Source organism: Burkholderia sp. Z1 (assembly GCF_014893795.1).
GTDB lineage: Bacteria > Pseudomonadota > Gammaproteobacteria > Burkholderiales > Burkholderiaceae > Burkholderia > Burkholderia theae.
Window position 1 is genome coordinate 2,586,435 of sequence record NZ_JACFYL010000002.1, and the last position, 22,879, is coordinate 2,609,313.

Sequence of the window (22,879 nt, forward strand, 5' to 3'; positions counted from 1 at the left end):
GCTGTGTTACACCATCTCCCTTCCTCAGTGAAGCGCCAGCGTGGCTTCCTTCACGTCGTCAAGCAACGTCGCTGTTGGTCGCCGGCGTTCAGCCTGCAAGTTCTTGCAGACACTCGTCGCTGAATTTCTCGGCCGCCGTACGTGCAAGCGGTCACTCGTCGGCCCTTTTGTCTTGATGTCCGATCGTTACAAATACTTCCCCGGTTTCATCGTCACATAAGACCCGCGCCGGCACTGACACATCGCCAAACTCCCTCTGTAATTTCGCATTCCAGCCATCGACGATCAATTTTGCGAGCTCGGCAGCCTGGTCGGTATCAATGTCATCAAACATCCCCGTTATTTCAATCAGATTTATCCAGAATTGAATTTCGTGAGAAGCCTTTCCGTCGCTCAGCAGCCTTTTGTACACTTCGTCACGGAACAATTCAGAGACGAATATCGCCCCGCCCACAACCTTGAAATCTGGCAAAAACAATTTCCCAAGGCGGAAAAGAAAATCATAAACCAGACCACGATCCTTATAGACAACATGAACATAGTCAAGCCCAGAAACGCCAGCACACTGATTAACAGATACAAACGATGCGAAGTCGAATGATTTGGAATTATTCATTATTTTTCTTTTGAAAATTTATCCAGTATGAGGTGGCCCTACCTTGAGCTTGTCTACGCGCTCACGCCCACTTTCGAGGACGCCATGCATGCCGGCGCTTGGCACAACAGGTCGGCACCATCAAGCCTCGCCATCACGAGTCGCCCGAATTTCGAGAGAGTCTGTCAGTGGCTTTGATCAGGTCCGGAATTCTGAATTTCCCGACCATTTTCACAATATTGCTCTTTGCCAACTCCAAATCGATACCGGCAGCAGTAACAAACAGCGGCTTCGAACTGCCTCCGCGCAGAATTTCTGCGTTTTCTGGCGTTCCCAGGAATTTGGTCTTTGCGACGCCGACTACCGGAACCTTGCCATCAAGGTGTTGCCACAACCGCATACCGAGGCCTGGACACTCGTCGGCGCCAAGCGTCACATAGCCATCGACGACGATACATTCAAGCGGATGTTCGACACGCTTCAGCAACTCGATGATGCACGGCAATTCACGCAAATAGAATTTTCCGGGGATGTAGCTTGCCAGACTATCGACATTGGCCGTCAGTCTCTCGACCACTACGTTGCTTTCCCAGGATTCAATCACCATTCCTGCGGCGAGCGCGCTGTCATCGGAGTAGGACACGTCGACGATTAAAATCACGTTACCTCACGCCCGTCCACAAAAATCTTAATGGAGGAGTTGCCTCCCTTGACAAATGACTCAAGATCAAGGTACTCGCCACTGCCGTGCTTGATGCCCGTTAACTCGAATCCGTCGACGTGCAATTCTCCCAAATGCGGAAGATCCGCCAAGCTCAAGAATTTCACGCCAACATTTGCCAATTTGAGCACTGCAACATCCCTCAACATCCCGCAATCGCTCAAATATCGAAAGAATTCATCTCCAACATCTCCGCCAAAGAGAGTCAGATCATCTGATACCTCGAGCTTCTCGACATCGTGAACTGTAGAAACGGGAAAAAATCGAGCCTCCCTTACTATTCGCGGAATAGCTTCAAGAAAACCGTTGCACGCACTCAAGATTACGAGCCGCCCGCCCTCAGAAAAACGCATCCCGCCATAAAACTCGGCATTGGTCGTTATATCTACACTCTTCAGCCCACCTGACGAATACCACTCATAAACCTCACCAAATTCATCATTAGGAACGTCAAAATAAACCATCCCTCCAGCCTCGGTCCACCTGGCCTCTGAATACACGATGCCATTCCGCAGAAAGACTTCCCGCGTGCAGGCACCGTCATCAAATTCATATCCGATTCCGCTGAATGGCCGCCCCTGGTACAACGGCACCTCATAGTCAGACAACATTCCGGTCAGATCAACCTGATCAAATCCATCACTAGGGCTCGCGCAAATTGGACGGTAGCCCCCCACTTCGACACCATCCACCAGCTCTATCGCGCGCACCCTTTGATCTTTCCCAATTTCGAAGGCAACTCCAGAAAACTCCTTTCCGGAAAGAAAATATCGCCCACCTTTCCGCTCCATTAACTCGATATTTACCCTGTTCAACTCTATTGCCTCCCGGTAATGACATTGACCTTGGGTGGAATGATCCCACTACAATTCCGACATGCCATGAACGCGCCTCCTTGAGTTCCGGCCGCACTGCTCCGCCCCAGCTTTATGGTCGCAATACTGATATCAGCCAGGTTCAGCGTGGCCGGATTCGGCACTGCGTTGTAGATGTAGTTCAAAGACTGAACCTCCGCGTGCAAGCCAGGTATCCCTGCTATGGTCGGAAACGAGTCGTGACTCGAAATATAGCCCTCGATCTGCCGAACTGTCTGGCCATTAAGCTTCTGACCGGAATTGCTATACGCGCGAGCAACCGCATCCACAAATTTACCCTGATCGACAATCACAAACGTATCGCCATCTGCAGACATCTTGACTCCGGGAAACGTCGGCACCTTTGCAAGAATGTTGCTGAACGGAGGGGTTTGAATGCCAAGTGCGGCAGATCCCCCTACCGAGACTGCAGGATTTTTGCTTCCCTCCGCGATGAGCAACCGCGCCTCGCCTACCGCTCGCGCCTCGACACTGACAGCAGATCCCATTACGGCTGGCGACGACACACCTGTCAGGACTGAGGCACCTGTCCCTACAGGCATACCATTCAGACCGGCATAGACCTCCGCCGCGAGTATAGTCAGTTCGTTTGCACAAAGGACGGCATTTGCTACACATCCAGCTGCGATTCCCGGACCGAACAGCACCCCACCCAGCACACCGCCGAGCACCCCTCCGACATAAGGAGCGGCAGCATTCATCATCCCTGATGCTTGATCCGCATTGGCGCCCTGTGCCTGCATCAACGTTTTCAGCAACTGGGGGTCGCATGGCTTGGTACCACCGCCGCACGCGATATCCAGTGCCTTGCGCAGCGGACTCTCGGGCATACCGTGAACCGCCGACCCGTTGTTCAGCGCCTCGTTCTGCGCCGCAGCAGCCCCACCTTGTGCATCCTCCCCGGCAATCCCAGCTGTCAAACCACCCAGCAACGTCGACACGCCGACGATCGTCGCGCGCTGGCCATCTGTCAAGGTCGCGGCGCCGCCTGCCTGATCAACCAGGCGTGACGTAACAAGCGCGCTAACAGCCCCACCAATCGCCCCTCCTCCACACCCCTGACCAGTCGCGGCGCCAGCCGCGCAGCCGAGCGCCGCGTGCGAGGCCATATGGGCCAGCGTTTCTGGAAGACCGTCGCCAAAGTCGCCGACAGCCTTTGCATTACCGATCGCGTATGCAGCAGAAGCAGCCGCATCCCGAACGAAACTGTCCCGCAGACTATCGAGGAAGCTTCCCCCGCCAATCAACGTCTGCGTGCCGGCCTGAATCGCCGCATTGGCAGACAACGCGAGCATTGCACTCGGCAACGATCCCGATGCCGCACCCGCTTGCGGCACCAGCGCATTGCCCGTGTTCTGCACACCGGCCCATGCCGCAAGACTCGGCGCACTGCCTTCAAACGCTGCATTGGCGCTGAAACCGAACGAACCGCTGGCGCCGTCGAACGTGATCCCGTTCGTCAGCCCGGCAGTCACCGCGCCGATCAGGCCATTCTTCAGGCTCGCGGCGATATCGACCTTACCGCTCGCAACGACCTGACCGAGCGCGCTGGATGCAAACGCGCTCAACCCGACTGCAATCATCGTGTTGGCCAAGCCGCCAACGGCCAGCGAACCACCTGCGGCACTTGCCGCCGCGGTGATGGCCGCGCCCGTCAGCCCCTGCTGAGCCGCCATAAATGCCGCTGTGGCTGCCGCGTCGGCTGCTCCCGACATCGATGCAATCGCAGCCGAAATTTCCGGCTGCATCATGACCGCTGCGGCAACAGCGACGACCATCGAGAAGATCTGCGTCATCCCGAACGCGCCGCCTTCCTTCACGAAATCCTGGTGAAGGTTGTCGCTCAGCGTCGTCTGCGTGAAATTGCCGCCCAGTTGCTGTTGAAGCGCCGCAAGCGCTTGCCGGGTCCCGGCCTGATCGATGGTTCCGTCGGCCGCGAGCTTCTGCAACGCCCCACCGATCTGGTTCAGCGCCTGAACATTCAGCTCCATGTTCGCCGCGCTCATGAACCCGCCCGGCTGCACCACCGTGCCGGTCGTATTCAGGTAGCCGCCGTCGACCTTCTGCCAGATCGCGCCGACGTCGACCTGGTTCGCCTGGTTGGTGAGCGTGTGCGTGTCGACGCTCAGCGTCCCCGACGCCGTGATGCTCCCCGTATTGAGGATGCTGCCGTTGCCGTCCTGGTTGAATTTCAGCGCGACGTCCGTGCCGGCAATGTTCCCGCCGGCCGACATCGCCGTCGTGTTCGGCGACAGATACACCTGCGGCATCAGCGCGGTGATCGTCGGGCACGACGCCGTTCCGATCGCATGACACGTCGGGTCCGGCACCGTCTGCTCGACGTACCACAGCATCGGCTTGTCGAGCGTGTTGATCTGCTCCTGCGTCAGCGCCGCGCCAAGCTGCAGCCCGTGCGACTTCGAATACTCGAGCGCGTTTCCGTACAGGTACTCCTTTGCCTGCTCCGTCACCGACATGTTGCGCTTGCTGTCGTACGACAAACCGTCGACGAAGCTCGACTTGCCCGTCTGCTGGAGTGCGGCCTGCTGCAGCAGCAGGTCCTCTTCCTGCGGATTGAAATAGAACAGCGTCGATGACGGCTGGAGATTCGGCGGCAGGTTGTTCAGCAGATCCTGCGCCCCCAGCAGCCCGCTCCCGCCGAGCGATTCGTTGACGTATGACGCCTTGCCGGCAACCGGCGTCGGCAGCGTACCCATCCCGACCGCACGCGGAATCGACAGGTTCAGCCCCGGCAGCGTCACCGGACTGAGCGTGATCACGCGCTGCGGAGCCGCGACCTGCGGCGTATACGTGTTCGGCGTCGTGATGCCGTTGATCAGCTTCTGCCCGCTCAACGACACCGACGTGCCGAGCACGTTGCCGACGTTCTGGATCTGGCCGCCCGACGAAATCGACAGGTTCGGCGCCTGGATCGTCGCCGCGATGTTGCCGACCGGCGTCGGCGGATTGATGGTGCCGCCGGTGCCCGTATAGGCGCTCCCGTACAGCGCCTTGCACTGTTCCGGCGTGCCGCAGGCCCAGATGTCGTGGCGCTTGTCGCTGCTGAACATCCCGGTTTCCTGCACCCAGTGCGAGTGCCAGTACGCGTTCAGCACCTGCGCCTCGTTGACGACCGGCCCCGCGACGGAAATCGTCGCGTTGTTGCCGGCCGCGATCAGGCTGCCGATGTTCGTCAGGCTGCCCGCGTTGACCTGCAGGTTGTTGCCCGCGCTGATCACCGACGAACTGCCTGACTGCTGATCGACATAACCTTCGCAGTAGCTCTCCTTGTAACCACCGGCGGTCATGCAGCCGGAATACTTCTCCTGTTTGCCGTAGTTCTCGTGGACCGGAACGGGCGGCGGCAGGTTGTTGGTAATCGCGCCCGAGACGTTCAGCTTGATGTCGTTGCCCGCGACGATATTGCCCGACGTGTTGTTCAGGCTCTGCGCCGGCGTGGTCGAGCCCGCGGTCGAGCCGACGCCGCCGATGACGATGTCGTGGCCCGCCAGCAGGTTGCCGTACGTGTTGTTGATCTGGCCGGCCGCGATGACGAGGTCATGACCGGCGTAGATCGTCGCGTTGTTCTGCGCATAGCTGAACGTCGTCGTGGTCGGATTGTTGCCGCGCGGCTGGCCCGCATTGCCGCATGCGGCGTTCGGCACCCCGGATGCGCAGCCGACCTGACTCGAATAGTTCTGCTGGTTGCCGCCCTGATTCGTGAGCGTCCCCGACGCAATGCCAACGTTGTTGCCGGCGTACAGCAAACCTTCGTTAACCAGATTGCCACCGCCGACCGTCAGGTTGCTACCCGCCGCAATCATGCCCGTAGGCGTCGAAGAACTGAGTGTCCCGGTAGACGACGGCGCCCCAGCCCCCGTGGAAATGTTGAATTGCGCGGGGGCAATGTTGTAATTCACATTTCCTGAGTTCGCGACGGAGACAATTCCGAGCGATTTCAGCTGCGACAGGAATGCCGAATATTCACCCTGATCGACTTGCCTTACCGACTGGTTCACCACCGTGGGCACCACGGCGCCATTGCTCAGATTCTGGACGACAAGCGACACGTTACCTTGGGCCGCAATTTGCCCCCCACGGTTCGACAACGCATTCGCAGACAAGTCAATCGAGCCACCTGCGGAAATGACACCCGAAGTACCCGGCTGCTGACTCGTGGAAGTCTGATAGATCGTCGGCAACTTCAGCGAAACGGTCTTTACTGCGCCGGGCTGCGGGCCGGTTCCGACATACCACATCGGCTGGCTAGATGCATTTCCGCTGTTCCCATAGCGGGTGGCGGTCATCACTTGATTGAATGTGACATATCCGGACCCGGCCACCGGCGAGCTCGGATTGAACGTGCAGTCCCGGGGGCAAGGGCTGTCGTCGAAATACCCGACGTCGTAGCCGTGGACGGTGCCCGTCGGCGCAAGCAGATCGCCAAGCGTCACGTTCCGATTGCCGCTGAGGGTGCCGTAGAAGGTACTGCCGCTGTCGTTGGCGACGGGGCCGTAGTATTGGAACGACTCCGAGCCGACGGTGCCCGACCATAGCAAGTTCGGGTCTTCGACCACGGATCTCGTGGTTACCGCTCCCGTCGGTGGCGTCTGGTCATTTACCACGGCGCCCGCCGAAATACTGATGTTCCGCCCGGCATTGATCGACCCGCCCGTGTTCTGCAGCGTTCCGCCCAGGCGGAACACCACATCCCCCCTCGACTGCGTCGTCGCCCCCTGGTTGTCGTAGTTCCAGCCGGATACGGTCAGCACGCTCCCCGCCTCGACCGTCCCGCGGTTCGTCGTATTGCCGTTCAGCGTCAACGCGTTGTCCGCGTGCATCACCGCACCACCCGCGTTGTTCAGCGTGCCGTTGAAGGTCACGTCGCGGCCGCTGACCTGCCCGTGGTTCTCGAACGTCCCGCCGCCGGACGACAGCGTCAGCGCCGCGGTCCCGGTCATCGTGCCGTAGTTCGCGATGCCGTTCAGGCCGGTCAGCGCGACGCTCTGCCCGCCGTAGTTCCAGGTGCCGCCGACGTTCACGTAGCCGGCGGTGATCGACAGGTTCCCGCCCTGGCTGATCGTCCCCTGCAGCGGATCGAACGTCATGTTGGCGACGTTGATGCCCATGTTCCGTTGCGCGAGCAACTGTCCGTCCGCGTTGTTGAACGCGCCGTTGCCGCCATTGACCGTCAGCGACACATCGCCGGTCGCCCCGGTCCCGACGCTCGGATTCCCCGCAAAGATGATCCCGCTCTGGTTGTTCAGCGAACCCGCGTTGATGCCGAGCGCATCCACCGCCATCAGCGACCCGCCGACGTTCGTCAGCCCGCCGCCCACGGTCACGTTGGTCGTCGTGCCATTCACCAGCCCCGCGTTCGTGAAGTTCGACGCGTTGATCGTCGTCGCGCCGATCGACGCGAGCGATGCCCCCGCCGCGTTCGTCAGGTTCGGCGCGGATACATTGAGCGACCCGGCCAGCACATGCGCCGCGTTATACAGCCCGTTCTGCGACGTGATCGCCGCATTGCCGACCACGTTCACCGCGTGACCGCCCGCGAGCGTGAGCCGGTTCGACGCCTGTGCATTCAGCGCGCCGCCCACCGTCACGTTGCCGAGCGTCACGTTCGCGCCGCTCGCCTGCAGGTCGTGCGACGCGACGATCGTCGCGTTGGCGGCATCGACCGTCCCCTGCGCGGAGACGGTCACGTTCTTCGAACCGGTCACCGTCCCGTTGAGCGCCACGTTGCCGCCCGACACCCCCAGTTGACCGGCCACGACGCTCGAGCCGCCGAGCGTGAGGCTCTGCCCGGCATGCAGCGTCGTGTCGCCATTCGACGACACGCCCGCGAGCGTCACATTGCCATTGACGCCGTTGACGTTCACCGTACCCATCGACGACACCGCGCCCGTCACCTGCGCGTTGTTCGCCGCCTGGATCTGCACGTTTCCGCCGGACTGCAGCGCGCCGTTGACGGCGACGCTGCCTGCCTGCGACGTCGCGAACACACCGCCGACCGCAGTCGTCGCGCCAAGCGACAGGTCGCCGGTCGACGTCGCCGTGAACTTCCCTGCTCCCTGGATCGCGCCGAGCGTAACGCCCGCGCTGGACGTGACGCCGATATCCTTGCCGAACGTCAGTGCGCTGCCGCCCGTGATAGCGCCGCCCGTGTCGAGACTTGCGCCCCCGAGGCCGAACAGTGCGCCGCCGAGCGTCATCGCGCCGCCGGACGTCAACGTGGTGTCGCCGTTGGCAAGCCCGCCCGTCAGCAGTGCCAGCGTGCCGCCGGCACGCGCACCGAAATTGCCGACGGACACGAAGTCGCCGCCCACGACGAGATTGCCGTTCGTCGCGCTCAGCGACGTATCGGCGTTCGAACGAATTGCGCCGGCGATGCCGAGGCTCCGTCCCGCGCCGGCCGTCAGGCTTGCGCCGCTGCCGACGCTGCCGGCGATCACCACGTCGCGCGCGGCGGCGATCGTCGCCGCCTTGCCGGACGTCAGGCTGCCGTTCACGACCACGTCGCCGGCGCCGTTGTGTCCCTGCGCGCGCAAGTCGATCGCACCGCCCGTCTGCGCGCTGCCGATCGCGAGGTCGTTGCCGGCCGTCATCGCCAGATCGCCGTCGGTCGCGACGCCGCCCTTCACGGCGATGCTATTCGCCGCGCTGACCGTGGCCTGCTTGCCGAACGCGATCGATGCCGCGTCGATCGAGCCGCCCGCCGTCAGCTTGCCGGCCTGCTGCGCGGCGATGCTGCCGACCAGCGTCATGTCGCCGCCGGACGCCAGCGTCGCATTGCCGCCCGACACGGTTTGCCCCGACAACGCGATCGCCTGCCCTGCCGTCACGTTCAGGTTGCCGCGCGCGGTCGCGTTCGCTGCTGCGGCGCTGCCGTTCGACGCGGTGATACTCAGGTCGCCGGCCGTGTTCACGTCGGCAAGCGCGACGTTGCGTGCGGCGGTAATGCCCGTCGTCCCCCCCGCATTGATCGCGTGATTCACGTTGACGTCGCGCGCCGCCTGCAGCGAAAACGCGCCAAGCGCGGTGGCCGCGCCGCCAAGCGTCACGTCGCCGCCGCCCGCATTGCCGTTCGCGACGACCGACAGATCGCCCGACACCGCCTGTACGCTGACGAGGCCGACATTGTTGCCGCCCGTCACCGACACGCTCGCGCCCTGCAGCGCCCCCGACAACGCGACTTCGTGCGACGCGGCGAGCGTCGCGGCCTGGCCGAACGCCACCGATCCCGCGCCGGTGATGTCCCGTGCGGCCGTCAGCGTGCCGCCAGCCTGCCCGGCCACGCTGCCGCCGATGCCGATATCGCGGCCGGCCTGGAGCGTCGTCATGCCGGCCGCGGCGATCGTCCCATTCAATTGCGCATCGACGCCGGCGCGCACATCGAGCGCGCCGCCCGACGTCGTCGTGCCGTTCAGTTGCACGTTGCCGCCCGATGCGGCCACCTTCATGTCGCCGGCAGACTGCGACGTGCCGCTCACGACGACATCGTTGCCCGCACTCAAGGTTTGCGCCGCACCGTTCGCCAGTGTGCCCGTCACCCGCGCGTCATGCGCGGCGGTCACGGTCGCGGCACCGGCCGCCTGCGCGGCGCCACGCACCACGGCATCGCCGCCGCCGGCGTGGCCGAGCGCCTTCAGGTCGAAGGAGGTCGCCGATACGACATCGTTGACGGACGCATCGTTGCCGCCCGTCAACTGCACGCTCCTCGCCTGAACGAGGCCGCCCGATACCGCATTACGCTGCGCGGCGGCGTCGAACGCACCTTGCAGGAACGACTGCTTGCCAGCGCCGACGATATCGCGCGCCGCGCGCAGCGTGCCGGTCGCGTCGCCGATCAGCAGCCCGCTGCCGGTGTCCAGATCGCGCCCGGCGGCGAGCCCCATGTCGCCAACCGCGCTCGTCGTCGCGCCGAGCAACAGATCGCGTCCGGTCGTCACGTCGAGCGCCGCACCGCTGTTGATCCCGCCGGTCGCAGCCAGATCGCCGGCGTGCGCGGCGATCGTCATTGCACCGCCCGACTGGGCCGCGCCCGCGATCACGGCGTTGCGCCCCGCGTCGATGCCGACCGAGGTTGCCCCTTGAAGCTTCCCGGGCACCGACACGTCCTGCGCCGCGATCGCATCGATCCGCCCGCCCGCAGCGGCCGTGCCGTCGATCGTCAGGTTGCCCGGGCCGGTATCCGCGCGCGATCCTTTCGCCCTCAGCGACAACGTATCGTCCGCCTGCACGTTCGTCACGCTTGCATTGCCTGCCGCCGTAACTGCAACCGTGTGCCCCTGCACCAGCCCGCCCTGCACGACATCGCGACCCGCATCGAGCGTCGCGGCCTGCGCGAGCGCAATCGTGCCCGCGCCGGTCAGATCGCGGCCGGCGCCGAGCGTGCCGGCCCCGTGGCCCTCGAGCTTGCCGGTCACGTCGATATCGTTGGCCGCGCCGACATGCGTGTCGCCGATCGTCAGCACCGTGCCGGCGATGCCCGCATTCCCGCCGGCCATCGCATCGAACGCGCCGCCGCTCGCCAGCGAGCCGCCGATCGCGATGTCGCGGCCGGCGCTCAGGGCGGTGTTCAGCGCCGAGGCCGTCTTGCCGCCGAGCGCGATATCCGTGCCCGCCTTCACCGCGAGCACGCCGTTCGTCGCGATCGAGCCCGTCGACGCGACATGCCCGCCGCGCGCATCGAACGTCGCATTGCCGATGGCCTGCAACACCCCGCTGTGTTCGATGTCGCCGCCTGCGCGCAGCAGCACGTCCGAGTTGCCGGTCACCGCGCCGGTCGTGCGCAGGTTGCCGGCCGATGCGAGCGTCATCGATGCGCCCGCCGTCACGTCGTGCAGCGTCGCATGACCGCCCGCGTTCAGGTCGACCTTGTCGCCGCGCAGCGAACCGGTGAGCAGCGTGTCGCCGCCCGACTGCAGCGTCGCCGCGCCGCCGAACGCCAGCGCCCCCGCCCCGCCGATCGCGCCGCCGGCCGTCAGCGTGCCGCGCCCCTGCGCGATCACCGTGCCGTCCGTGCGCAGATCCCGGCCGGCGTTGACCGCGAGATCGCCAAGCGCCGTCGTGCGCCCCTGGCCGAGATCGATCGTGCCGGCCGCGTCGGCCGACAGGTTGCCGCCCGATTGCAGGGTGCCGGTGCTCGTCAGCGCGCCCGCGGCATTGCGCAGCGTCATGTCGCCCGATGACACCAGCGCGCCGCCGACCGTCGTGTTGCCGCCGCCGATCACGTCGAGCGGCCCCGCCGCCTGCAGCGTACCGTTGACCGTGATGTCGCCGTCCGAGCGCAGCGCACCCGCCGCTGCCGCGTTGACCACACCGCGCAGCGTCGTCGGGCCGCCGCTCGTCATGTCGAGCTTGCGGCCGGCGTTGACGGTGCCGTCGACAACAAGGCCGCGCACCGCGCTCAAGGTCGCATCGGTGGCCGCGTCGAGCTTGCCGCCGACCGACAGCGCGCCATTGCTCGATGCCGCCAGCGGGCCGCCCGCGTGGAGCGTGCCGTTCACGTTCAGGTCCGCAGCCGAACGCAAGGTCGCATCGGCGAGCGCATTGACGCCCCCGTTGATCGCGAGGGTGCCGCCGCTCGCCGCATTCAGCGATCCGGCCGTCTGCAATGCGCCGTTGACCGTGAGGTCGCCGGCGGCGTTCAACGTGCCGCCGGCGAGCGAGTTGACGGTACCGTCGATCGCCAGTGCGCCGCCCTTCGCGTTGACGGTCAGTGCCGCATTCGATTGCACGTCCTTCAGCGCGACCGAGCGCGCGGCGCTCAGCGACACCGCCCGCCCCTGCAGCACGCCGATGACCGCGAGGTCATTGCCGGCCTTGGCCGTGACGTCGTTCGCGAAGACGGTGCTCCCGCCGATCGCCACATCGTGGCCCGCGTTCAGCGTCGCGCCGCCCTTGCCCACGACCGATCCGCCGAGCGTCAGGTCGTGCCCGGCCGTCAACGCCGCATCGCCGCCGACGCTGGTCTTGCCGGTCAGCGACACGTCCTTCGCCACCGTCAGCACGACATTGCGTTCGGCCGCGAGCGTGCCCTGCGACGTCACGCTGCCTGCGCCGGCGGCGAGCGTCATGTCGCCGGCCGCCTGGACCTGACCGGCGTTGCCGATCGTCACATCACGCGCGGCGTTGACGCCGAGCGTTGCGCCGCCCGCGAGCATGCCCGTTACCTGGACGTCGCGCCCGGCCTGCACGGACGTCGGCGCATGCGTCGCGCTCGTGCCGTCGCCGCCACCGGCGAGCGTGCCGCGCACGACCACGTCGCGCCCTGCGGTTACGGTGGTTTCGCCGAGCGCCGCAGCCGTACCGTTGAACGCCACGTCGCCGTTTCGGGCGGTGACGGACAACGCTCCGCCCGCCTGCACATCGGCCACGCCGGCGTTGTTGCCGGCCGTGATCCGCAGGTCGTTCGCCAGCACGTTCAGGGCCTGCGTCGTCGAAACGTCGCGAGCCGCGTTCAGCGACATGCCGCGCGCCGCGCCCACCGTTCCGTTCAGCAGGATGTCGGTACCCGCCTGCATGTCGATCGCGCCGTTGCCTGCGATCGGTCCGCTGGTCGACACGCTGCCGTTCGTCGCGGTCAGCGCGATATCGCCGACCGCCTGCATCACGCCGCCGACGCCCAGGTTCCCGCCGGCCTGCAGCGTCGCCGTCGAGCCGGCCACCACGGTGCCCGTCGTCGCGAGATCCTGCGCGGCCGTGAGCGACATCATCGCCGCAGCCGTCACGTCGTGCAACGACGCCGCCCCGCCTGCCTGCATCTGCACCGTGTCGCCGCGCAGCGAGCCCGTCAGGCGCGTATCGCCGCCCGATTGAAGCGTCGCCGCCTGCCCGAATGCGATCGCCGCCGCGCCGCCCATCGCGCTACCGGCATTCAGCATGCCGTTGCGCTGGCCGATCACCGTGCCGTTCGCGACGAGGTCGCCGCCCGCGCGCACCGTCAGGTCGCGTTGCGCCGTGGTTTGCTGCGTGCCGAGATCGACCGCGTGCGCGGCGTCGATCAGCAGATCGCGGCCCGCCTGGATCACGCCGGTGCTCGTCAGCGAGCCCGCCGCGTTCTTGAGGGTAACGTCACCCGTCGACAGCACCGTGCCGCCGATCGACGTGTTCGCGCCGCTCGTCAGCGTCAACGGGCCCACGCTCTGCAACAGCCCGTTCACGCTCGCCGCGCCGCTCGACGTGACGGCCGCATCGGACAACGCGCTGACGGTGCCGCCAATCCCGAGATTGCCACCGCTCGTCAGATCGAGATGGCCCGCGCTTTGCAGCGTGCCTGTCACGGTCGTATCGCTGCCCGACTTGAGCTGCGCGGTCGACATCGACGTGACCGTACCGTCGACGGTCAGCGTCCCGTTTTGTGCATGGGCCTGCAATGCACTCGACGACTGCACGTCATGCAGCGTCATCGACTGGCCGCTGCCCAGCGTCACGTTCGTGCCGGCGAGCGAACCCGTCATCGACAGGTTGCGTCCCGCCTGCGCCTTCACATCCTTCAGGAATCCTGTACTACCACCCAGCGCGATGTCACGCCCCGCGTCGACGCGTGCGCCGCCACGACCTGCCAGCGTTCCTCCGACCGTCACGTCACGGCCCGCCGTCACGGCGATGTCGCCGGTGAACACGGTCGTGCCCGTCAGCGTGACATCCTGTGCCGCATTCGCGGTCAGCGCGCCTGCGCCGTTCAATGTGCCGGCCGACGCGATGCTGCCGGTCGTCGCGGTGATCGCGAGATCGCCGATGGCGCGGACGGCGCCGCTGCCGTTGACGCCGACGTCGCGCTGCGCCGACAGCGCCACCTGCGTGGCGCCGGTAAGCGAACCGTTCACGGCGATGTCGCGCGCCGCCTGCACGTTCGTCACGCCCGCGACGATCGCGTTGCCGTTGAGTGCCACGTCGCCACCGCCCGCCGTGCCTTGCGACTTCACGTCAAGCACGGTGCCGACCTGCATATCGCCGATCGCTGCGTTGTTGCCCGCACGAACGTGCAGATCCTGGTCGGTCCGCAGTGCGCCCGTGGTGGCGACATCGCGACCGGCTGCCAGCGTCAGCGTCTGCGACGACTGAACCGCGCCGCTGACGCCGAGATCGCGCCCGGCCTGCAATGTCGTCGTTGCGTTGCCGATCAGGCTGCCCGTCGTCGCAAGATCCTGCGTCGCGGCAAGCGACATCGACGACACCGCCTGCACGTCGTGCAGCGACGCTGATCCACCCGCCTGCGTCTGCACCGTGTCGCCGCGCAACGAGCCCGTCAGGCGCGTATCGCCGCCCGACTGAAGCGTCGCAGCCTGCCCGAACGCAATCGCCGCCGCGCCGCCCAGCGCCCCGCCCGCGTTCAGCGTGCCGTCGCGCTGCGCGATCAACGTACCGTCCGCGCTCAGGTTGCCGCCCGCCCGCACACTCAGGTCGCGCTGCGCGAGGGTCTGTTTCGCGCCGAGATCGACCGCGTGCGCGGCATCGATCCGCAGGTCGCGACCGGCCTGGATCACGCCGGTGCTCGTCAGCGAGCCCGCGGCGTTCTTGAGGGTCGCATCTCCCGTCGACAGCACCGTGCCGCCGATCGCCGTATTCGCGCCGCTCGTCAGCGCGAGCGGCCCCGCGCTCTGCAGCATGCCGTTGACCGTCACGCCACCGCTCGATGCGAGCACCGCGTCCGACAGCGCGTTCACCGTGCCGGCGATCGAGGCGTCCCCGCCGCTCGTGATATCGAGCGAACCGGTGGTCTGCAGCGTGCCGTCGACGCTGAAGCGATTCGCCGCGCGGAACGATCCCGTCGACAGCGTGTTGACCTGCCCCGCGATCGCGAGACTCCCGCCGCTGGCAACGTCGAGGCGATCGGTACTCTGCACGCGACCGAGCACGGTCGCGTCGCCGCCCGATTGCAGCGTGGCGCGGGACTGCGACGTCACACCGCCGTCGACCGTCAGCGAGCCGCGCTGCGCGCTCGCCTGCAACGCGCCCGACGATTGCACGTCGTGCAGGGTCATCGATTCGCCGCTGCCCAGCGTCACGTTCACCGCGGCCAGCGCGCCCGTCATCGACAGATTGCGCGCGGCCTGCGCCTGCACGTCCTTCACGAAGCCCGTATTGCCGCCCAGCGCGATGTCGCGGCCGGCGTCGATCCGCGCCCCGCCGTGCCCGGACAGCGTGCCGCCCACCGCCACGTCGCGGCCGGCGCTCACCGCCGTGTCGCCCGTGGTGCCGGTCGTGCCGAGCAGCGCGACGTCCTGCGCGCCTTGCACCGACAGGTTCGATGCGCTCGCCAACGTGCCGTTCGACGTCACGCTGCCGGTGCGCGCCGTCAGCGCGAGGTCGCCTGCCGACTGCACGGTGCCTTGTGCGCCGATCGTCACGTCGCGCCGTGCGTCGAGCGCCAACGTCGAACCGCCGGTCAGCGTGCCGTTCACGGTGATGTCGCGCGCGGAGGCGAAGCGCGTGGCACCGGTCGCCTGCGTATTGCCGTTGAACGCCAGGTCGCCGCCGCCGGCCCCGCCCTGCGCGCTCACGTCGATGGTGCCGCCCGCGTGGATATCGCCGACGCTCGCGCTGTTTCCGGCCCGCACGCTCACGTCGCCGTTCGCCAGCAGCGCACCGCTCGCCGCGACATCGCGCCCCGCGCTGGCAGACAGGTTCCCGCCGCTGGCGACACGCGCGGTCGTGGCGAGGTCGCCTTCCCGCGCCGTGAGCGTCAGGTCGCCGGATGCATTGAGCGGCCCGGCCAATACGATGCTGCGTTGTGCGCTTGCATCGACCGTGCTGCTATCCAGCCGGCCGTTGACGTGGACGTCGCGCGACGCACGCAGCGACGTGCCGGCCACGGCCAGCGCCGTGCCGTTCAGCGTGACGTCGCCGCCCGCTCCGCCCTGCGCCGCAACCGCCAGCGCACCAGCCGTCTGCACATCGCCCAGCGTGACGTTCGCGCCGCCGGCGATCGCCACGTCGCTGCTGGCTTGCGCATTGGCGACGTTCACGCTGCCGCCCGCGGACACCGCGAGCCTGCCGCCGGACTGGATCGTGCCCGTCGACGTCACGTCTCCGTCCGCGCTGATCGTGTAGCCGCCGACGCCCAGGTGCGCGCCCGTCATCGATACGTTGCCTGCGCCGTGCAGCGTCGCCTGCTGCTGCGCGGCGGACCCGGCGACCGACACGTCGCCGTTTGACGACATCAGCAGGTCGCCTGCGTTCGCGGCCAGTTGCGCGTCGGCCCGCACGCCCATGCCCGCCGCGGTGCTGATCACCTGGATCTGGCCGGCGGTCATCGCGCCGAACGCGGTTGCGTCGATCGCGAGCGACCGGTTCGCCCCGCCGTTCGCGGCATTGATCGCGGCGGCGGAATTCGCCGCGCCGTTCGACGCGGTGCCGTATGTGGTGCCGTACGCATCCGCCGCCGTCGGCGCCACGAACTGCCGCCCGGCAACCGCGTTGATCCGCGTGCCCGCATACAGCGGCGCGTTGATGCCGATCGTCTCGCCGATCAGGTCGATCGTGCCGACCGTCCCCTCGATCCCCGCGCCCGGCCCGTTGACGCCGGCATTGCCCTCGATCTGCAGATGGCCGCCGGTCACGTTGTAGCCGATCGCCTTGGCGTTCGCAAAGTCGGTCACCGCGCCGCCCACGCTGCCCAGGAACTGCGGCGCGCCGGTCGACAGCGAAACGCCGATGGTATTGGTGAAGCCCGTGCCGCGCGTCGTGATTCCGTTCGGGTTCGCGATGACGACCGCCGCCGGCGCGCCGAACACTTCGAGCGGGCCGTTCAGCAGGCTCGCGTAGGCACTGCCTGTCGACGTCACCTGGTTGACGATCACGCTCGCCGTGCGACCGTTCAGGTTCGCATTCGCCTGTACATTGCCGCCCGTCAGCGACGTCCCCGACATCAGGCTGTTGTTGAGGATCAGGCCGACCGGGTCGATATTGAACTGTTGATACTGGTTCAGCGAAATGCCGGCCGCGTTGGGCGCGGTGATATTGACGACCGGCACGCCGCCGCCCGCCCCCGTCGTCTGCGTGATGCGCGGCTGAAACGTAATCGGCGCGGACGGGTCGACGATCGGCGCCGCCGACGCCATCTGCATTGACAACCGGACGCGCATCGTAGCCAGTTCGACCAGCCGTCGCCACGCAGCGTCATCGAGGCGGCGGTTTCCGGCGCCCAGCACGCCGGCCGCGCCGCGCCCCTGCTCGACCGTCATCGTGATCGGTCCGATGAACATCGTCAGCGCGACGATCGCGCAGGTCGCCCGCTGCCACCAGCGATACGGGTGAACGACCGGTGCGACCGCCAGGAAACGCGGCGCACCTGCCGCGGACCGCGCACGCGCGCCGATTCGCGCCGCACCGGCGGCGGCGAGTTGCTGCAGGACCTTACGCTTGGACGTGTTCATCTATTTTTTTCTTCGTTCTTCCGGGCTTGCGCCCTGCGTCTCACGCCATCGGCCGGCCGACCGTGGCGTCGCGCGATGCCGGGATTTCCCCGCCCGGAATCGCGTGAGTGATCGCCGGGCATCGGCCCGGCACAACTGCTTGCCGCCTACTGCTGAATGCGCGCGCTCCGGATCAGGTCCGCGACGACCTGCGCCGTGGCCTTCTCCATCGCGACCTGCTCGAGCTGCTGCCGCAGCATGTCCTTCGCCTGGTCGAACGACGGCACCTGCGTCGCGCGCTTGTCGTCGACGCGCAGGATCCAGTACTCGTCGCCGACCTGAATAGGCTCGCGCGTCAGGCCACCCTGCGGCAGCTTCACGAGCGCTTCGGCGAGCGGCTGCGGCCAGTTCTGCGTATTGCCCGCCTCGATCGGCGTCTTGAACGAGATCCAGTTCAACGCGCCGCCTTGCATAGCAGCCGGCCCCTTGCTGAATTGCCGCGCGAGCGTGCCGAAGTCCTCGCCTTTCCTGAGTCGCGCGATGATCTGCTTCGCGGTGTCCGCGTCGTTGACCGCAATCGCGCTCGACTCGTATTCGTTCTCGCCGAGCCCCGCGACGATCGCGTCGTAGCGCGCCCTGACGTCCGTCTCCGGGACCGGTGCCGGCTTGACCTGGTCGTGCAGGTACGCCTGCGTCATCGCCAGTGTCTTCGCCTGCTCGACCGCGGCAACGACTTGTGGCCGGGTGTCGTAGTGCTGCTTCAGCGCCGCCTGCCGGAACAGTTCGCGTGCGATCAGCTGGTTCTTCATCGCCGCCCGCAGCGCCGGCGTATCGGGCGCCTTCGATGCGCGCACCGCTTCGTCGACCTGCGTTTGCGTGACGGCCACGCCGTTCACGCTCGCGACGGCATCGGCAGGCATCGCGGCGACCGTATCCGCCTGCTTCTTCGCGGCCTTGTTCAGTGCATGCGCCTGTGTCGCTACCGTGCCGCAAAGCATGGCGGCGACGAGCGCAATGCCGGTCCGGCGCATGCGCGCCCGCAGATTCCGTTGCATCGCAATCAAGCGACCGTTCGAAAGACGATTCATGAGGTTCTCCTTCATTCAGTCCGACCAGTTGAGTGTTGCCAGCAGCACGGTGGCTTTCCTGCCGAGCGCCGCCGGCTGCGCGAGCGCCTGCCCGACCAGCACTTCGGCCGAGACCGTTCCGCTCCTCAGGCGCCATTGCGCGCGCGTGCCCACGCCGGCGCCGACGAGCGTCGGCCAGCCGCCCTGCGCATTCAGGTGGGTCTTGCCGCCATCGAGAAACACGTACGGTTCGATTCGCGCGTCGCGCCAGGCGGGCACGTTCTGCCACGCAGCCTCGTTACGGACGAAGAGGCCGCTGTCGCCTGCGATCCCGCCTTCCGTGAACCCACGGACCGAACCCATGCCGCCCAGGAAGATCTGCTCGTTGCCGAACAGCGCTACGCGGCTGTATTGCGCACGCAGCGTGCCGCGATAGGCCCATGCGCTCCCGGCGAGACTGCCGAGCGCAAACTGCAGCGTGCCGGTTGCATCGAGCTTCGTGAACTGGCTGTGCGCGTCATCGATGCCGATGTCCGATGCGTCATGGTTGGCCGCAAGCCAGGGCAGTCCCTGCGATACGCCGACGTCCCAGGTCGCCGCGGCGCCCTGCCCACGCGCGACGAACCGGGCCAGTCCATTGAGCGCGACGCGCAGCATCGTGAGGTTCTGCGGCGAGAGCGGCAGGCCGTTCACATCGCGCTCGGTGCGCAGCTTGTTGAGCGTCACGTCGACGCTCAGGCGCCCGCTCGACGATCGCACGAGCACATCGTTCCAGCCGAGCATCTGGCTGAACGTGCGGCCTTCGAGCAGCGCGACGTCCCCGATCGCCTGCTGGTACTCGGACATCGACACCGTGTAGCTGAAGGTCTGATACCCGTACGGCACCGCCGCCGAAAACACGAGCGCGTTCGTTTCGGTCGTCCCCACGTAGTTGAACGACAGCGATTCCTGCAGCCCGATCACGTTGTCGGCCTCGATGCCCGCGCGATAGCGCGTCTTGCCGGTCTGCGAGCTGCCGTAGTTGTCGATGCCGAAATCGTAGTGAAGACGGTCGCCATAGCGGTTCGAAATCGCGACGACCGAATCCCCCGGCGCTTCGCCCGGCAGGATGCGGATCTCGGCCTGGTTGCGCCGCAACCGGTTGATCTGGTCGACGCCCTGCTCGAGATCGGGCAGGCGCAGCGGATCACCCGGTGCGCTCGCGAACGCCCATGCAGTGCCGGCTTCGGTCAACAGGCCGCCGCCGCGCACCTCGTACCATTTTTCGTTCGGGTCGCGCGGACGCAGCGGCTTGCCGTTCAGCGTCAGCGCGGCCACACGCCCCGGGACGAGATTGATCTTCAGCGTGCCGGACGCGAGGTTCTGCGGGCCCAGGTACGCGCGCGTCGTGATGTAGCCTTGGGCGATGAAGGCTTCGGTCAGCCGGCGCAGCAACAGGTTGATCCGGTTGCGCCCGAGCTGCTTGCCGAGAAACGGTGCCGCAATACGGTCGAGCGCGGGCTGCCCCAGAATCGTGTCGCCCGTGAATTCGACGCGCTCGATCAGGAACATCGGCGCCACGTCCGGTAGCGTTTCGACATCGGTGCCCGGCGGCAGGTCGGGCATGGCCGGCTGTTCGGGCAATGCGATCTGCGCTGGCGGCTGCGCGATTTCCTCGCGGCGTTGCCGGTCGCGCTGTTCCTGGAGCAGGCGCTGCGCGGGGTCCTGCTCGGCGCGCGGCACCGCGAGCCCCGGCGGCATCACGCCGAACCCCGGCGGCGCGCCGGGCGGCAATCCGCCGGCGAGCTGCGCGCGCACGCACAACGGCATCGCGCCGATCGCCAGCGCAAGCACCCGGACCATTCCCGACGACATGCCGCCCCTCACAGACCGAACCACGACACGAGGCCCAGATGATTGCGGTTGCCGATCGTCACGAGATCCCGATGCGGCGGCCGAATCGTCACCACGCCGCCGGCCGCCAGCACGCCTTCGGGCGCACGGTACGCGCCGCCCTCGATATCCGCCTCGCCCGTCAGGCGCACCTTGCCGGTTCCGCCGCTGAACAGGCCGCCGGTATCGCTCCGATAGATGGCCGCCCAGCGATTGCCGAACCATGCCTTCAAATCGTGATCGCGGTTGATCACGGCATAGCCCGCCACGCCCTGCGCGAGTGTCTTGGGCGCATCGAGCGTCAACCCGCCTAGCGCGCGCACCGTACCGCCCGTATTGGTAATCTGCGTGCCGGCCTTCAACAGGATGTCGGTGCCGGCCTCGATCGCGCCGCCGAAAGCCTGCACGCTCGACGATGCGCTCGAGCGGCAGAAGACGAAGCACGTACGCCGGAGCGATGCCTGGCCCGTGAAGATCGCCTGTGTCAGCAGGCTGTCGCGCGCGGCGATGCCGATCGCACCTCCGTTCGAAAGAATCGATCCGCCGATGTTCCTGACGTTCGCGGCACGCACGGACACATTGCCTTCGTCGGCGGTGATGTACGCAAGCTTGGAGGCGTCCGCGAGCGCGCCGTAGTCGACCGTGAAGCCGTCGCTGCGATGCCGGAAGAACAGGAATCGGCTGCCTTGCTCGGCAAACCCGATCACCGCGCCGTTCTGCACGCCCGTACTGTGATCGACGACGTTCTCCAGATCGCCGCCGGCCGCGATCGAGATGTTCCGGTTCGACAGGATCCGCGCGTTCTGGTTGACGATGTCCGCCCCCGCGGTCAGCGATACGTCGCCCTTCACGCCAAACAGGATGCCGATCCGCGTCTGCGGCTGCGACTGGTTCAGGATGCGGCCGGCCGCGTTCAGCGTCACCGCGCCTGCCGAGTCGGCATCCGCGTCGATCGCGACCTGCCCCTGCACAAGTGAACCGACGTTCACGATGTCTGCGCCGCTCTTCAGCACCACGCCGCTCTGCGACGACGCCACCGTCGAGCCGGCCATCGCGTCGTCGGGCCGCAGTGCGATGCTCGCGCCATTCAGCTTGATGCCGCCCGATGCCAGCAGGCTGCTGCCGGTGAACGCAATGGCATCCGTCGCGGAGAGGCCGGCGCGACCGCCGTTGACCTTCACCTCCGTGTCCGTCAACGTCACGCTGCCCTGCGCCGTCACGGCGAAATCCCCCGCGACGCCGAGCTTCGTGTGCGAAAACTCGACGTTCCCGTTAGAGGTCAGCGTGAAATCGCCCAGCGACGCATTCATCGGGCCGGCGCTGCGCACGCCGGGCCCGCGGTCGGTCACGATCAACTGCACGCGGCCGCTGGTCAGACTGCCGGCAGCGGTGATATCGATCGCGTAGGACGACGCAGTATCGGGATCCGTCGTCGCGCTGCGCGCCAGCCAGTCGTTGGCGTTATCGGTCGGCGACAGCCCCGTGTTCAGTTCAACCCGGCTGCGGCCGGCCAGCAGGCGCACACCGGCGGTCGCCGACGAGAATGTGTTGTCGATCGGTCCGTCGACGCGAATCGTCTTCGCGATCATGTCCAGGCCGATCAGTGCGCCGGCCAGACCGCCCGGGCCGACGACGATCGTTCCGGTCGACGTATCGATCACGATGTTTCGCTGGATCACGCCCGGTGCGATCTGCAGGTCGTTGAAACTCACATTGCCGGTGGCAAGGGCGACATGCCCCGTATTGACGAACGATCCGCCGTTGATCGTGATGCCGTTCGGGTTCGCCAGCACTACGTTCGCGCGCGGCCCGGCCACGGCGATCTCGCCTTCGATCAGGCTGCGGTTCGTGCTCGTCACCTGGTTGACGATCGTGCGTGCGTTGATGCCGACGTTGTTCAGCGTCGCACCGGCGGTCGTCACGTTGAACGACGAGTAGGTGTTGCTGGAGACGCCGGCGACCGCCGGCGCGAGGTTCACGAACTGCCGGCCGTTCGGTCCCGCCGACACGCTTGTCGGCGTACCGCCGTCCGGAACGATCCCTGCGGCGACTGCGCAATGCGGCAGCCCCCCTGCCGTCGCCAGGCAAAGGAAGATCGTGCGCAGGCCCCCGATGCCTGCGCACCGAAACAAATCGATGCGTCCCATCTTTGAATCACACGCACGGCTTCGCCGGCCGCGCGCCCCTCGGTTAATCTGGTCGTGTGGTTGTACGGATGTAGTTCTTCCGTAATGCTTTTGTGAGTTACCGAGGCGGACTAACGGCACGCACACCACCTTTCTTTAGGGTATATCCCTAATTAATTTTTATTTCAAATTCACAAAAAATATTACGAATGCATTTCACGCGGTCGCGCCGGGTCGGCGCCACCGCCCGCCACG

General features: G+C 66.3%; 7 protein-coding genes. All 7 read right to left on the reverse strand.

Annotated features, from left to right (window positions below; genetic code table 11):
• Window positions 1–151 precede the first annotated feature (151 nt).
• The 7 genes from H3H55_RS28515 to H3H55_RS28545 all read right to left on the reverse strand — a co-directional run bounded on the left by H3H55_RS28515 (window position 152) and on the right by H3H55_RS28545 (window position 22,645).
• Window positions 152–616 carry a hypothetical protein gene (locus H3H55_RS28515; RefSeq protein WP_193101124.1) on the reverse strand — a complete coding sequence of 155 codons (465 nt, stop codon included), beginning with the start codon at window positions 614–616 and terminating at the stop codon, window positions 152–154.
• A gap of 133 nt (window positions 617–749) precedes the next feature.
• Window positions 750–1,256, reverse strand: coding sequence for an endonuclease V (locus tag H3H55_RS28520; protein WP_048250076.1), 507 nt, complete (start codon window positions 1,254–1,256; stop codon window positions 750–752).
• On the reverse strand, window positions 1,253–2,131 hold the full coding sequence (locus H3H55_RS28525) for a hypothetical protein (protein ID WP_193101125.1): 879 nt from the start codon (window positions 2,129–2,131) through the stop codon (window positions 1,253–1,255). Before H3H55_RS28525 ends, H3H55_RS28520 begins: the two co-directional genes overlap by 4 nt.
• A 2-nt stretch (window positions 2,132–2,133) precedes the next feature.
• On the reverse strand, window positions 2,134–17,580 hold the full coding sequence (locus H3H55_RS28530; protein ID WP_193101126.1) for a YwqJ-related putative deaminase: 15,447 nt from the start codon (window positions 17,578–17,580) through the stop codon (window positions 2,134–2,136).
• Between the two features lie 146 nt (window positions 17,581–17,726).
• Window positions 17,727–18,647 (reverse strand): peptidyl-prolyl cis-trans isomerase, encoded by a 921-nt coding sequence (locus tag H3H55_RS28535; RefSeq protein ID WP_193101127.1) that lies wholly within the window; start codon window positions 18,645–18,647, stop codon window positions 17,727–17,729.
• Window positions 18,648–18,662: 15 nt separating this feature from the next.
• Complete coding sequence (locus H3H55_RS28540; protein WP_193101128.1) at window positions 18,663–20,480, reverse strand: ShlB/FhaC/HecB family hemolysin secretion/activation protein; 1,818 nt, start codon at window positions 20,478–20,480, stop codon at window positions 18,663–18,665.
• Window positions 20,481–20,488: 8 nt separating this feature from the next.
• Window positions 20,489–22,645: a filamentous hemagglutinin N-terminal domain-containing protein gene (locus tag H3H55_RS28545; protein WP_193102204.1), complete on the reverse strand. Its 2,157-nt coding sequence runs from the start codon at window positions 22,643–22,645 to the stop codon at window positions 20,489–20,491.
• Window positions 22,646–22,879 lie beyond the last annotated feature (234 nt).